15 protein-coding genes are annotated in these 12,831 nt (G+C 49.1%); 4 read left to right on the top strand and 11 right to left on the bottom strand.

The window, feature by feature from the left end; translation table 11 throughout:
- Positions 1-35: 35 nt before the first annotated feature.
- The 4 genes from HMPREF9194_RS02785 to HMPREF9194_RS02770 all read right to left on the bottom strand — a co-directional run bounded on the left by HMPREF9194_RS02785 (position 36) and on the right by HMPREF9194_RS02770 (position 3,176).
- Positions 36-455: a bacteriohemerythrin gene (locus tag HMPREF9194_RS02785; protein ID WP_016524851.1), complete on the bottom strand. Its 420-nt coding sequence runs from the start codon at positions 453-455 to the stop codon at positions 36-38.
- 101 nt (positions 456-556) lie between these two features.
- Entirely contained in the window at positions 557-2,353 is a 1,797-nt protein-coding gene (locus HMPREF9194_RS02780) for a DEAD/DEAH box helicase (protein WP_016524850.1), read from the bottom strand.
- Between the two features lie 269 nt (positions 2,354-2,622).
- Entirely contained in the window at positions 2,623-2,925 is a 303-nt protein-coding gene (locus tag HMPREF9194_RS02775) for a type II toxin-antitoxin system YafQ family toxin (RefSeq protein ID WP_342662174.1), read from the bottom strand.
- Positions 2,892-3,176 (bottom strand): type II toxin-antitoxin system RelB/DinJ family antitoxin, encoded by a 285-nt coding sequence (locus tag HMPREF9194_RS02770; protein ID WP_016524848.1) that lies wholly within the window; start codon positions 3,174-3,176, stop codon positions 2,892-2,894. The genes HMPREF9194_RS02775 and HMPREF9194_RS02770 overlap by 34 nt, the downstream gene beginning before the upstream one ends.
- A gap of 160 nt (positions 3,177-3,336) precedes the next feature.
- Here HMPREF9194_RS02770 and HMPREF9194_RS02765 point away from each other — a divergent pair, with 160 nt between their 5' ends.
- Positions 3,337-4,704 carry a YncE family protein gene (locus tag HMPREF9194_RS02765; RefSeq protein ID WP_016524847.1) on the top strand — a complete coding sequence of 456 codons (1,368 nt, stop codon included), beginning with the start codon at positions 3,337-3,339 and terminating at the stop codon, positions 4,702-4,704.
- 48 nt (positions 4,705-4,752) lie between these two features.
- Complete coding sequence (locus HMPREF9194_RS02760; protein WP_040846146.1) at positions 4,753-5,691, top strand: hypothetical protein; 939 nt, start codon at positions 4,753-4,755, stop codon at positions 5,689-5,691.
- On the opposite strand, the gene HMPREF9194_RS02755 is transcribed toward HMPREF9194_RS02760, so the two are convergent.
- The 7 genes from HMPREF9194_RS02755 to HMPREF9194_RS02725 form a co-directional block, all read right to left on the bottom strand.
- A complete protein-coding gene (locus tag HMPREF9194_RS02755; RefSeq protein ID WP_016524845.1) occupies positions 5,617-6,522 on the bottom strand; it encodes a metal ABC transporter permease in 906 nt (301 codons plus the stop codon). The genes HMPREF9194_RS02760 and HMPREF9194_RS02755 overlap by 75 nt on opposite strands.
- A 190-nt stretch (positions 6,523-6,712) precedes the next feature.
- Complete coding sequence (locus HMPREF9194_RS02750) at positions 6,713-7,594, bottom strand: metal ABC transporter permease (RefSeq protein ID WP_016524844.1); 882 nt, start codon at positions 7,592-7,594, stop codon at positions 6,713-6,715.
- 31 nt (positions 7,595-7,625) lie between these two features.
- Positions 7,626-8,516 (bottom strand): metal ABC transporter ATP-binding protein, encoded by an 891-nt coding sequence (locus HMPREF9194_RS02745; RefSeq protein ID WP_016524843.1) that lies wholly within the window; start codon positions 8,514-8,516, stop codon positions 7,626-7,628.
- Between the two features lie 13 nt (positions 8,517-8,529).
- Positions 8,530-9,480, bottom strand: coding sequence for a metal ABC transporter substrate-binding protein (locus tag HMPREF9194_RS02740; RefSeq protein WP_016524842.1), 951 nt, complete (start codon positions 9,478-9,480; stop codon positions 8,530-8,532).
- A gap of 239 nt (positions 9,481-9,719) precedes the next feature.
- Positions 9,720-10,136, bottom strand: coding sequence for a manganese-binding transcriptional regulator MntR (mntR, locus tag HMPREF9194_RS02735; RefSeq protein ID WP_016524841.1), 417 nt, complete (start codon positions 10,134-10,136; stop codon positions 9,720-9,722).
- A gap of 15 nt (positions 10,137-10,151) precedes the next feature.
- Entirely contained in the window at positions 10,152-10,988 is an 837-nt protein-coding gene (locus HMPREF9194_RS02730) for an inositol monophosphatase family protein (protein WP_016524840.1), read from the bottom strand.
- A gap of 17 nt (positions 10,989-11,005) precedes the next feature.
- A complete protein-coding gene (locus HMPREF9194_RS02725; RefSeq protein WP_016524839.1) occupies positions 11,006-11,488 on the bottom strand; it encodes an ureidoglycolate lyase in 483 nt (160 codons plus the stop codon).
- A 270-nt stretch (positions 11,489-11,758) separates the two neighbouring features.
- On the opposite strand from HMPREF9194_RS02725, the gene HMPREF9194_RS02720 reads away from it, so the two are divergent.
- A complete protein-coding gene (locus HMPREF9194_RS02720; RefSeq protein ID WP_040846144.1) occupies positions 11,759-12,274 on the top strand; it encodes a hypothetical protein in 516 nt (171 codons plus the stop codon).
- Between the two features lie 148 nt (positions 12,275-12,422).
- Positions 12,423-12,791 carry a PilZ domain-containing protein gene (locus HMPREF9194_RS02715; protein WP_016524838.1) on the top strand — a complete coding sequence of 123 codons (369 nt, stop codon included), beginning with the start codon at positions 12,423-12,425 and terminating at the stop codon, positions 12,789-12,791.
- Positions 12,792-12,831 lie beyond the last annotated feature (40 nt).

Genomic DNA, 12,831 nt, shown 5'->3' with positions numbered 1-12,831 from the left:
GCCGAACCCGCACGGCTGCTAAAAACGTACGGCCGCTACGCTTTTTCGTTATGAATAAACTCCGCCCATTTGTGATCGGCGTCGGCAATATGGTTAAGGAGCCAGTTCCCCAAAAAGCTGCAGAATTCGGCTCCTTTTTGTTTATTGCCCGTTACCAAAACGGGCAGCCCGCGCTTTACTTGCTTTATAAAATCTTCATGCATTTTACGGTGCGTTTCGTATAAGGGGCAATCGTAGGTTTTCATGAATTTTTCTTCTTCGGAAAAATGATATTCGGTGTAATCCGATAAATCTTTTATTATTCTTCCGATTTGCGCTTTGTAGTCGGCATCGGACAATTCCAAGCTGTCTTTGAATTTATTCAAAATAAGCAGCAGCTTTTTATGATGCAAATCTATTTCGCAAAAGCCCACGCTTAAATCATCGGTCCACTTAAAAAATGCATTTTCACTCATGGGCGAAAGTATAGGGGCATGGAGCGATCGTGTCAACAGATTTTTCAAAAACTTTTATGGCAGTACGGCGTTTTTCGAAAATCGATATTCGAACGACCTGTTCAAAAACCTTTTTTACGCTTAAAAAACGCTTTGGCACCCTTTGCAATGCCGCCGCCGAAGGAATCTTTACGCCCTTCTTTTTCGAAGGAGCCGCCTTCTTTAACGTCGATATGCATGTGCGGAAGATTTTTGTCGCGGCGGGAACGCTCCAAAATATCGCGTCCGGCTTTGTGCGGCAAACTCACGAGCGAAAAGGAGGGACCGACATCGATGCGGTCAACCAAACGCTGCGGAATGTTTAAAAGCGAGCTGAAATAATCGGCAATATCGCGCGCGTTAAAGCCGTCTTTGCGCCCCAAGCCGACATAGAGCCGCATTTGATTCCCGTCGGAAAAATCGCCTCGCCGAAAATCGCCGTGTTGAAAGCCGGCACGCGCTGCGCGCGCGGCTTTCGGTGCCTTGTACGGCGTTATGTTTCCGTAACGCGCGGGATTAAGCTTTTCTCCCAAAAACGAAGACAATACGGCGGCAAGCACCGTGTGCGCGTCCCGGCCGGCACACAGTTTTTCGGCTAAAGCGGCAAAGGGCGCCGCACTTTTCGCCACTTTTTCCACCGCTGCGGCAGCCGGCGAATTCTCGTCGGGCGCGGAGGTGCCGAGGTTTTGAATGTTTTGTTCAAGTTCGGCAAAAAGGCGCTCGCGTTTGGCGTTCAACACTTCTTCGACGGAAGGAATCGGCTGCGCGCGCATTTCGCCCTTTATTGCCTTACGCACAAACTGTTTTAAAAATTCAAGTTTGCGCCGCTCTTCGGGTCTCACCAAGGTAAAGGCCAATCCTTTTGCGCCTGCCCTGCCCGTCCGTCCGATGCGGTGAACGTAGGTGGGGCCGTCAAAAGGCAGCGCGTAATTTACCACGTGAGTAAGCCCTTCTATATCGATTCCCCGTGCGGCAACGTCGGTTGCGACAAGGATTCTCGTTTTTTTTGACCGGAAACGCGCGAGGATTTTTTCCCGCTGGCTTTGCGGAATATCTCCGTGCAGCGCCGCAGCTTCGTAGCCGCGCTCATCCAAAAGACGCGAAACGGCATCCGCGTCGGCCTTGGTTTGCGTAAATACCAAACCGTAAAAATCGGGCGAAATATCTATCATGCGCACCAAGGCTTCAATCTTTTCGCTTTCGCGCACAAACCAATAGATTTGCTCGGTTAAAATCGGTTCTTCCGGCCGCTCTTCTTCTTCAACGATTTCGTAATCGCCCATAAACGCGGCGGCGATTTTTAAAATCGGCGGCGGCATGGTCGCCGAAAAAAGCAGTATCCTGCTGTCGGGATTCGCCTTTCCGAAAATCGCTTCGATATCTTCGATAAAGCCCATGTCGAGCATTTCGTCGGCTTCATCGAGGATAAAATAATCGATGTGTTCAAGTTTGAGCGAACCGCGCTCAATGTGGTCTTTGATCCGGCCGGGCGTTCCCACAACGATTTCGGCTCCTCTGCGCAGGGCGCGCGTTTGTTCGCCCATAAACTGACCGCCGTATACTGCCGCAAGACGGGGGAATTTTCCGTCGGTAAACGATTGGATTTCTTTGCACACTTGCAACGCAAGTTCGCGCGTCGGCGTTAAAATCAAAGCCTGCACGCGGCCCTTGTCTTCGCGGATTGTCTGTACCAAGGGAAGCGCAAAAGCGGCCGTCTTTCCCGTTCCCGTGCGCGCTTTTGCGATAATGTTCGCATCCCCGTTTAAAAGGCGCGGAACGGCTAAAATCTGAATCGGTGTGGGGTTTTCAAAGCCCTTCGCTTCGACGGCGGCAAGGGTTTGTTCATCGAGGCCCAAGTCCTCGAACGAGATTGTGTCCATATTCTTTTCTCCGCAAGTCTTTCCGGCCGCGTACAAAGAAAACGCCGATCGGTGCGCTCACCGCGTTTTATCGGCGTCTTCAAACCTCTCCGCCGCTTTCCGGCGGGAACCGTAAGAAACAGGCGCTTAAAAGCGGCGCACTGCATCTTTCAAAACTCTGCTTTTCAGGAAAATTCCGAATACGGCACTCAAGACGTGTATGCGCTATAAAATATCGAAAAAAGGGAAAAAAGTCAACGGTGGATCTAAAATTACGGAAACCGTCCGGTTTAGAATAATTCGCTGTGTGTGCCTATTCGCAAAGCCGTCAAAACCAAAATATCATTATCTTTTTTATAAATTAACACTAAATCGGGACGAATATGACAATCACGACAGCCTTTATAGTTTCCGACTAATGCATGGTCCCTATATTTTTTTTCAAGGGGTTTACCGGTTAAAAGTTTTTCGATAACGATATCAACTTCATTAAGAACGCATTGGTTCATAAGTTTACGATAGTCTTTTTTGAATTGGGTTGTATAATCAAATTTATATTTCATTGCGTCAAGCTTTTTTTTGCTTCTTCCCAAGAAACAAACGGCTTCCTACGCCCGCTTTTTATTTCATCAGTTATAAAATCAGCTTCTTTTATCGCCCGTACGGTTTCGTTGTTAAAATTATCCAGCCGTACATCAAAGGGGAAGCCTCCGGCCTGGATAGATTTTCTAAGGAACACATTGATTGCCGTAGTCAAATTCAAACCGAGTGCATTATACAAAGATTCACTTTGTTTTTTTATATCGGAATCCATTCTTATACTGAAACTCGACATCATCGCCATAATCTTACATCTCCTGCAATTCTTTATATATGTATTGTATATCTATTGTATTACATTTTCAAGTCGTACGCGGCTTTATCCGCACTTTTATTCTTTCCTCATTTCGGCGAAACACATACGCCGCGTAGCCGAAAACAAAGGCTTAAAGTATAATACGTACATGAATCGGAATTCGTTGGTGCCCGAACTTACCGTCAGTAATTTCGGCAAAAATATGATTGAACCGAGCTCCGCGCGCAGGCCAAATTACCTGAAGCGCTCGCGCTTTTTTGCCGCTGCCGCAGCGTATGCCGCATTCGCCGCATCTATTTGCGTCCTGTGCGCGCAAACGGTATTCGATGTAACCGTACAGCCCTTTGCGGACACGCGGTTTTTTGTCGACGGCGTACAGACGACGCCGCGGGTTTTGGAAACCGACAACACTCTTGCAATCCTGCGCTTTACGTTCGCCGACGAACCGCAGCGGCTCGAAATACGCCACGAAGGATTCCGCCCTGTCGTTTTAACGCACGAAGAACTGTGCCGAAAACGGGGCGTTGCATTCTTGTCGCCTGAAGATTCGGATTACGATGTCGTATCGGTTTTTCAAACGGGCGCCAAGCCGAAAAGCGTGCGTTTTATAAACGATACGCAGGCCGCCGTTACCTTGCTGGAAGCAAACGGCGCCGATATAATCGATACGCAAAGCGGAACGGTCAGGCGTATAAGGCCGCCCGCCGATTATGCGCGCAAAGAAGGTTTTGTCGAAAGTTTGGTACTGCCCGAACGGAACGAACTGTGGCTTTCGCAAATGAGCGCATCGTGCGTGCACGTATTCGACTTGAACACGTTGGACTACAAGCGCTCCGTAAAGCTCACCGGAGAATGGTGCAAGGTTATGGCGTACAATTCCGTTTCCGGCCGCGTTTACGTAAGCAATTGGATAAGCCGCGACATCAGCGTTATAAATCCGGCCGCATACGAAGAAGAAAGAAAAATCCCCGTTGCAGCCGTTCCGCGCGGCATGGCTTTTTCGCGCGACGGTTCGTATTTATACTGCGCCCAATTTGAAGACTCCTCCGGCCGGTCGCGCTGTAAGCTCATCAAAAAAGAACTTTCAACATTTAAAACCGTAAGCGAAAGCGGCACGCCCGGCGCCAAGCGCCACATCGTAACCGATTTTCGCGCGGACAGGCTGTACGTTTCCGATATGCTCAATTCGTGCGTAGAAGTATATTCGCTCAAAGACGACAGCCTTATCGCTTCGATAAAAGTATTCAACAATCCGAACACCGTCGTTTTGTCGCCCGACCGCTCGCTTTTGTACGTGTCCTGCCGCGGCCCGAACAATCCGGAAAAAGGTTATTTGTACAAGGGCTTCAAAATGGGCAGGCTCGACATTATCGACACGCGCACCTTGGAAGTAACCGAAAGCATCGAGGCCGGCAACCAGCCCACCGGTTTGGACGTTTCGCCCGACGGCCGCACCGTCATTCTATCCGACTTTTTGGACAACCGCGTGCGCGTTTTCCGCCGCAGGGGGCAATAACGAAAAAGCATTGTTGCGCATTCCCGCCGAATGCACTATGATTGCTCTATGAAAAAGAAACGCATCTTTATCGTGATTGCCGCCGTTGTGTGCCTGCTGGCCGCCGCCTTTGCGGGAATCCGTTTTTTCCTGTCAAAGCTTGTAAATACGAAACTTGAAAACGCGCTCGCCGATATGTCGGATATCGCCGAAATCGATTTTTCAAAAGCCGGCATAGACGTCTTTTCGGCAAGCGTGTATATAAACGATGTTCAAATCGCGCTCGACGATGCGGGAAAAGAAAAAATCATAATCGACAAGGTTAACATTTACCGTATGGACACCGAATCGGAATTCCCGCTGTTTATGAAAATCAATCTCAAGGGAGCGCGGCTTGCTTTGACGGAAGGCGATGAGCCGGCGCTTCCGGACTTTATCGATTCGCTTTTAAACACGCCTCTCGATATCTATGCGGACTATCGGTTCACGCCGGCAAAAGCGAACCTTTCATACAATGCAAAACCTCAAAACACAAAACCGAAAAACCTGTTGACTGCCGCAAGCACGGTAACCGATTCCGTCTACGATTTGAGCCTGAACGATTTACGCATTACCATTCCGGGCGCGGCTTCGTTCAATTTTTCGTTTGATGCACAAAACATCGATATAACCGACGGCACGCTTTCGTCCGCCGCGCTGCTGAGGGCGCAGCTGAAATACACCGATGCCTCGCTTTTTCCTTCAGCCGTAACGGCCATAGCCGAAAGCGAATCGATAACCGAAGAAGACGTAAAGGGAGTTCTCAAAGACTTGCTGGACGACTTTGCAAACGAATCAAACAGCGCCGAAATAAAAAACGCGTGCGATGCCGTTAAGGACTTTATCGAAAAGCCCGAATCAATTTCGATTACAATCGAACCGCAAACGCCCGTTTTATTTTCCGATTTGTTTTCCCGCTTCGATATCGATGTGCTGCGTTCCCTGAACGTGCAGGTTGGCCTTCCGTAATTTCCGCCGCATAATCATGCCGTACTTCGGCGCAAACATCATCGTCAAAACGAAAAACAACGCTTCGGTTAAAATAATACACGCGCCGGTCGCTCCGTTCAAAAAATAGCTTGCGTAAGTGCCGATGAGCGAACTGAGCACGGCCGACAGCGCTGAAATACAAAGCATGCGGTTAAGTCTGTCCGTTAAAAGATAGGCGATGCAGCCCGGTATAATCAGCATTGCAACCGTAAGCAAAATCCCGACCGCTTGCAGCGAAGCGACGATCGTCAGCGCCGTAAGCGCAAGAAAAAGATAATGTATAAACGCTACGTTGAGCCCGATCGCTTTCGCGTGATTTTGATCGAACAAATACAACAGAATGTCCTTGCGCTTGGCGACGACCAGCACAAGCGTTATCAGCGCACAGACAACCGCCTGTATCATATCGCGCTTTTCAATTCCCAAAAGGCTCCCGAACAAAATGTGCATAAAATGGATGTTCGAACTCACCTTTGTAACGAGAATCAAACCCAGCGCCATCATGCCGGTAAAGACCGCGCCCATAACCGAATCTTCACGGATGCGGCTCCGCTCTTTTATCCAGCCCGTGGCGGCCGCGTTGAGCAAGCCCGCCGCAAAGGCGCCGACTCCCAGCGGAATGTGAACGAGGTAGGCAACGACGATTCCCGGCAGTACGGCGTGCGAAATCGCATCTCCCATGAGCGACCATCCCTTTAAAATAAGGTAGCCCGAAACGACTGCGCACACGCAGCCGACCAAAGCCGCAATCACGAGCGCCTTTACCATAAAGCCGTACATAAACGGTTCGATAAGTTTTGTCCACAACATACCTTTCTCCCAACTGACTTCCGCTTATTACTTTTTTTCAGGCGGCTCGGTTTTCGCGACTGCGAAAACCGCCGGGTTTTCCGGGGTTCCGCTGACGCTTCATCGTCCTCGTCGCTGCGCTCCTGCGGTCGACGGCTCCGCCGCCCCTCCAACCCCTGCCGCAAAAAGTACCTTCAGTCAAAAAACGCTTTCAGCCTTCGGCCGCTCTTTTTGCAAAAAAAGCCCTTACAGCCTTTGCCGCATTCATCTTTGCCGCAAGTATTCCGTGACGCGGCGCAAAAAAGAGGACGGCTAAAAAAAACAAAAACTGCAGCGTAACGATGCAGCCGCCTGCCGACCCGTTCAAAAAATAACTGATATACGCGCCGGCGGAAGACGTCAGCACGCCGATAATCGACGCGAGGCGCATCATCGACGAAAATTTATCAGTAAGCAAATAGGCGGCTGCTCCCGGCGTTACAAGCATCGCGACGACCAAAATACTGCCGACCGTCTGCAGCGCGGCGATCGCCGTAACGGCAAGCAACGTAAGCAGCAAGAGGTACAAGACATTCGTGTTGAGTCCTATCGCGCGCGCCTGTGCCGGGTCGAACGAAAAAAGGCGCAAGTCTTTCCACTTAAGCAAAATAATCGCCAAGCTGCTTCCGGCGATGATCAGCGTTTGAACGATGTCGCGGTCGGCAATGCCGAGAATGTTTCCCATAACGATCGTCGAAAGCGTTATGTTGCTCGGAAACAACGAAATAAGCAAAACGCCCAAGGCAAAAAACGTCGTATACACGATGCCGATAACGGCGTCTTCTCGGATCCTCGTGCGCTTTTTTATAAAGCCCATCGCAAGGGCGGCGAGCATACCGCTTATAAACGCGCCGACTGAAAACGGTATGCCGATTATGTACGCAACGGCAACACCCGGAACCACCGCATGCGATAAGGCATCGCCGAGCAGCGACCAGCCTTTGAGTACGACAAAACACGAAAGCAGCGCGCACACACCGCCGATAAAACCGCTGACGAGGATCGCCTTTATCATGTATTCATAGTGAAACGGAATCAATAAATTCGAAAGCATTCATATTCCTCCGCAAATCCTTTGCGACGTATTATTTGGGCACGACGGCTTCGGTATTTCTGACGCCGCGCCGATAGGGCTTCCCTTCCCGCTTCGTGACCAAAGCGCCTTCGTCGTCGGTAAACACTCTAAACTCGTGCGCGCTTTCTTCGGGATTGTCGGTATGATCGATTTTAATGCTGCGCAGCGCGCCGCCGAACGCTTTTATAAGATTGTCGGCCGTAAAGGTCGTTTCCGTCGGGCCTGCGGCAAGAACGGTTCTGTTGATAATCACCACGTGATCGCAGAATTCGGGAACCGACCCCAAATCGTGTGTCGACACGAAAATCAAGTGGCCGTCGTTTTTAAGCTCACGCAAAAGATCGATTATCGCCGTTTCCGTTTTAACGTCGACACCGGTAAAGGGCTCGTCGAGCAGGATGATTTTTCCCCGCTGCGCCAAAGCGCGCGCGAGGAAGACCCTCTTTTTTTGCCCGCCGGAAAGTTCTCCGATTTGCCGGTCTTTAAAGTCAAGCATTTGGACGCGCTCAAGGCTGCGCTCGGCAATTTCTTTGTCTTCCTTATTCGGCACGCGCAAAAAATTCATATAGCCGTAGCGTCCCATCATAACGACGTCCCACACACTCACGGGAAACGACCAGTCCACTTCTTCGGACTGCGGCACGTAGGCAAGCAAGTGATGTTTTTGCGCCACCCTCACCGGCTCGCCGCAAATCGTTACGGAACCGCTCATCGGTTTAATAAAACCCATGATCGTTTTAAACAGCGTGGACTTGCCGCTGCCGTTTACGCCGACGAGTGCCGTAATCGTTCCTTTTTGCAAACGGAACGACGCATCGTACAGCGCAACGTGGCCGTTATTGTACGCGACGCTTACGTTTTGTACCGCAAGTTCAACGGGAACTTCCGCATCGGTATTCATAGTGTGCCTCGCATTATTTTGACAAACTGTCTTGAAATCCCTTTACAATCGTATCCGCATTGTATTCGAGCATTTTCAAATACGTCGGCGCGTCCCCGTCTTCGTAGGTTAAAGAATCGACATACAAAACGCCGCCGTAACGCGCGCCGGTTTCTTTGCATACTTGCAGCTGCGGCTTATTACTGATCGTGCTTTCGGAAAACGCGACGGGAATGTGATTTTTCCGTATCGTGTCCACAACCTTTTGAATTTGCTGCGGTGTGCCTTCTTCATCGGCGTTTACGGGCCACAAGTACAATTCCTTCATATTGCAGTCGCGGATAAGATACGAAAAAGCGCCTTCGCAGGTTACAAGCCAGCGCTGCTCTTCGGGGATTTCGGAAAGCTTGTCCGCCAAAAAGGCGTCGATTTTTTTAATGCTTTCGCTGTAGGACGCCGCGTTTGCGTTAAACGTTTCGGCATTGGCAGGATCCAAAGCGACAAAGGCTTTTCGGATATTTTCGACATAGACGAGGGCGTTTTTCGGCGACATCCACGAGTGCGGATTGGGCATGCCGTTGTACGGGCCTTCGCCGATACCCAGCGGTTCTATGCCGTCGCTCAGCGTTGCGCTCGGCACGTTTTTAACGCTTCCCATAAATTTTTCGAACCAGCGCTCAAGGCCGAACCCGTTACGCAAAACCAAATCCGCAGACTGCGCCTTTACGACGTCGAGCGGCGTCGGCTCGTATTCGTGGATTTCCGCACCGGGCTTTGTAATCGACTCGACGAGAATCTTATCGCCCGCAATATTTTGCGCCATATCCTGCAAAATCGTAAAGGTCGTTACGACGCGCTTGGGGCGTGCCGAATCCTGCGCATCTGCTGACGCCGCACTTTTTTTTGCGCATCCGGTAATACAGACGGCGCACAACACTGCCGCCGCGGCAATCGAAGCGGCGGTAAACCCTATGTTTTTTTTCATAATAACTCCTATAACAAGCGCTATTTCAAACGCCGTTTTTTATCATAACTCCCGGCAATATATGTAGTTTACACTACATAACGAGACCGGACTTATCCTCTGCCGGCACTCATAGCAGTCGAGATATCCCGAACAGGTAGTATGTACTACATATTGGCCAAAATAAATGTAGTACATACTACCTTACTTTGTCAAGAGGTAAGTATAAAAAATGATAGAAAAAAAAATGATGCGGGAATTTAATGCTCGGCTATAAAGTTTTTCATGCACTCGAGCGTTTCGGCGCTGATGTGATGTTCCAAGCCCTCGGAGTCAATCATCGCGGTTTTTTCGCTCACGCCGATTTTCAATAAAAAGCTGCGGACGATCTTGTGCCGATTGGCACACGTGCGCGCAAGCGCAGAGCCTTTTTCGGTAAGAACGATCGGCTTTCGGGCTTCGCCTTCTATAAAGCCGTTGGCCGTTAAGCGCTGCAAAACCTGAATGACCGATACGTGGCTCACGCCGAAATGCCGCGCAAGATCCATAACGCGGCACTCGCCGTTTTCTTTAATTATTTTTACGATAACTTCGGCGTAGTCTTCCAGAATTTCCATCGCGTGGTCGGCGCGTGTGCGGGAAAAAGCGACCGACGCTTCCGTTTTTTTTTCCGGCATTATCGGCTCTCCCTCTTACGGATTCATGTGCGAAATAAGGAATTTTCTTCCTTTGGCCGTACCGATGACCAGCGGCTTCGGAAAGCGTTTGCGTTTTATAAGCAAGTCGTCGTCGTAAACGAATTGTTCGCCCGTATAATATTGATAGTCGAATCCCGCTTTTTTTATAATTGCATGGGCGGCGGCGATATCCCACACGTAGCACGTGGGATCCACGCACGCGTCGATTCCGCAAAAAACCAAAGCCGACACAATGTGAATGAGCGAAGAGCCGAAAGACTTGAACTTAAAGCTGCACGAGGCTTTTGCCAATTTCGGCAGCACAATCGACATATCGATTTGCGTAAGGATTTCCGAACCGGTTGTAATTTGCGTAGGCTTATCTTTGAACTTTAAAAGTTCCGGCTCGACGGCAAATTTCTCTCCGTTCAAATATACCGCATCGCTGTCCGGCGCCGTCCACATAAAAAGTTCTTCGGAACATTTTCCGAAAACGGGCGCATACACGATACCGCCGACGCATTGACGCGCTTTATCGAGAATTCCCACACCGATGCACCACGACGGCATTCCCTGACTGTACGCATCCGTTCCGTCGATCGGATCGAAGATAAACGTATACGGCGCATCCTTGCTGAACGGCAAGCCCTTTATTTCTTCGTTTATAATATTGCAGTCCGGAAAAAGCGTCCGGATTTTCGCAATCAGCCTTTCGGCAACCGCAATATCGGCTTCCGTTACGACGGATTTATCCGATTTATAACTTCGCTTTACATGCAGCTGTTGTTTTTTCGCAAACGCACCGCACTCCTTCACTTCTTTTCTTAACGCTTCAAATAATTTTTTATCCATACCGTCCGCCGCATAATTTAAAGTGTAATTTCAATTTGATCTTTTTCGTCGTATTTAAAAACGGTGCAATCGTTCAAATAAGTCCGCTCGGGTAAAACAATCAGTACGCTCCCCTTTTCTTTTTCAATCGAAAACGGTGCATAGTGGTAAACGCCGACATTAAAGCGCACCAGCGTTCCCTTGGGAACAATGAACGCTTCCGTTTTTTCCGGAATCAGCGTTTTACTCGGCGGCGCAACGTGAATTACGATATCGGTATCGAGCGGCATTAAAATCTCGCCGGTGTAATTGTGATATTCGACCGTATCGATAACCATCGCGTTTTTTTTATGAACCGTCAAAGACGAAAACGCAAGCGGCAAAGCGGTCTTTGCCGGCTCGAGCAGCCTGTCCGCATAAAAATTGCCGAGACTGTATCCGCTCGGATTCAGAATGTCGGAAAACGTTCCGTAGGGTTTGAAGTTTTCCGCCGTGATTTTTTGCGCTTTAATTTTCCGCATACGCCCTCCTATAAAAACTTTCGCAGGGAATGTCAATTCCCGAAAAAGTTTTTAGCCGCGCTTTCGCAAACGTCAGTTGAGAAAGCGCAGTAAATAAAACGATGTTTGCCGAAAGGCAAACTCGGCATAAAAAGCGCCGGCGCCATTTCAGACGACGCTTTTTATCGCCCCTCCTATAAAAACTTTTGCAGGGAATGTCAATTCCCGAAAAAGTTTTTAGCCGCGCTTTCGCAAACGTCAGTTGAGAAAGCGCAGTAAATAAAACGATGTTTGCCGAAAGGCAAACTCGGCATAAAAAGCGGCGACGCCATTTCAGTCGACGCTTTTTATCGCTCCTCCTATAAAAACTTTTGCAGGAAGCGTCAGCTTCCGAAAAAGTTTTTAGCCGCGCTTTCGCAAACGTCAGTTGAGAAAGCGCAGCAAATAAAACGATGTTTGCCGAAAGGCAAACTCGGCATAAAAAGCGGCGACGCCATTTCAGTCGACGCTTTTTATCGCTCCTCCTATAAAAACTTTTGCAGGAAGCGTCAGCTTCCGAAAAAGTTTTTAGCCGCGCTTTCGCAAACGTCAGTTGAGAAAGCGCAGCAAATAAAACGATGTTTGCCGAAAGGCAAACTCGGCATAAAAAGCGGCGACGCCATTTCAGTCGACGCTTTTTATCGCCCCTCCTATAAAAACTTTTGCAGGAAGCGTAGAGCCTTGCGGCTCTGTTCTGCAAAGAATCGATTTACGCGCCCGCTTACGCAGGCTGCGAATCAATTCCCGAAAAAGCTTTTGACCATGTAATCCCATTGTATAGTTTTTTGTACCGATCTTTCAAGTACGGAAATGACAATGCAATAGCAATTCTTTAAAACAGTAGAATGATTTAAAATATCAAAAAACTAAAAAACCACTTGTCAAATTCGATAAAATGATATATAGTTCTTTTATTATGATAATACAAAAACGTAAAGAACGGCGGTTTGCCGAATTGGGGAAGGTTTTTATTCCCGGCCTGTGTCCGCTTCCCGGCTTTTTGCTTGACATAAGTGCCGGCGGCTGCCGCATCCGCTTTCCTTCATCGATCGAAATCGACAACGCTTCCGATTATAAAGCTTCTTTTGCGCTTGGAAACAAAATCGCAAATGTTCCCTTTATACTTGTGCTGCAGCCCCGCTGGGAAAGCAAGCAAAGTACGGGAACGGAAATAGGCTTTGAAGTGCTGCATGTTCCGGAAACAAAACGCCTTGCTTCGTATATTGAATATCGCTGCAGAAGAATCGTAAGCACCGGCACAGAACCCGTCGCAGCCGCCATTTGATTTTTATAGACATTCGGTTCGCCTTTTGATATAATCGCGG

It is taken from the genome of Treponema maltophilum ATCC 51939 (assembly GCF_000413055.1).
GTDB classification, from domain to species: Bacteria; Spirochaetota; Spirochaetia; order Treponematales; family Treponemataceae; genus Treponema_C; species Treponema_C maltophilum.
Note: the sequence above shows the minus strand (reverse complement) of the source record. Positions and strands in the feature narration are given on the sequence as shown.

Bases quoted from the DNA above. Each gene is read 5' to 3' on its own strand.
- HMPREF9194_RS02750 (WP_016524844.1), bottom strand. From the start codon at position 7,594: ATGCTTTCGAATTTATTGATTCCGTTTCACTATGAATACATGATAAAG.
- HMPREF9194_RS02740 (WP_016524842.1), bottom strand. From the start codon at position 9,480: ATGAAAAAAAACATAGGGTTTACCGCCGCTTCGATTGCCGCGGCGGCA.
- HMPREF9194_RS02745 (WP_016524843.1), bottom strand. From the start codon at position 8,516: ATGAATACCGATGCGGAAGTTCCCGTTGAACTTGCGGTACAAAACGTA.
- mntR (WP_016524841.1), bottom strand. From the start codon at position 10,136: ATGCCGGAAAAAAAAACGGAAGCGTCGGTCGCTTTTTCCCGCACACGC.
- HMPREF9194_RS02785 (WP_016524851.1), bottom strand. From the start codon at position 455: ATGAGTGAAAATGCATTTTTTAAGTGGACCGATGATTTAAGCGTGGGC.
- HMPREF9194_RS02725 (WP_016524839.1), bottom strand. From the start codon at position 11,488: ATGCGGAAAATTAAAGCGCAAAAAATCACGGCGGAAAACTTCAAACCC.
- HMPREF9194_RS02715 (WP_016524838.1), top strand. From the start codon at position 12,423: ATGATAATACAAAAACGTAAAGAACGGCGGTTTGCCGAATTGGGGAAG.
- HMPREF9194_RS02730 (WP_016524840.1), bottom strand. From the start codon at position 10,988: ATGGATAAAAAATTATTTGAAGCGTTAAGAAAAGAAGTGAAGGAGTGC.
- HMPREF9194_RS02780 (WP_016524850.1), bottom strand. From the start codon at position 2,353: ATGGACACAATCTCGTTCGAGGACTTGGGCCTCGATGAACAAACCCTT.
- HMPREF9194_RS02755 (WP_016524845.1), bottom strand. From the start codon at position 6,522: ATGTTGTGGACAAAACTTATCGAACCGTTTATGTACGGCTTTATGGTA.
- HMPREF9194_RS02770 (WP_016524848.1), bottom strand. From the start codon at position 3,176: ATGGCGATGATGTCGAGTTTCAGTATAAGAATGGATTCCGATATAAAA.
- HMPREF9194_RS02760 (WP_040846146.1), top strand. From the start codon at position 4,753: ATGAAAAAGAAACGCATCTTTATCGTGATTGCCGCCGTTGTGTGCCTG.
- HMPREF9194_RS02765 (WP_016524847.1), top strand. From the start codon at position 3,337: ATGAATCGGAATTCGTTGGTGCCCGAACTTACCGTCAGTAATTTCGGC.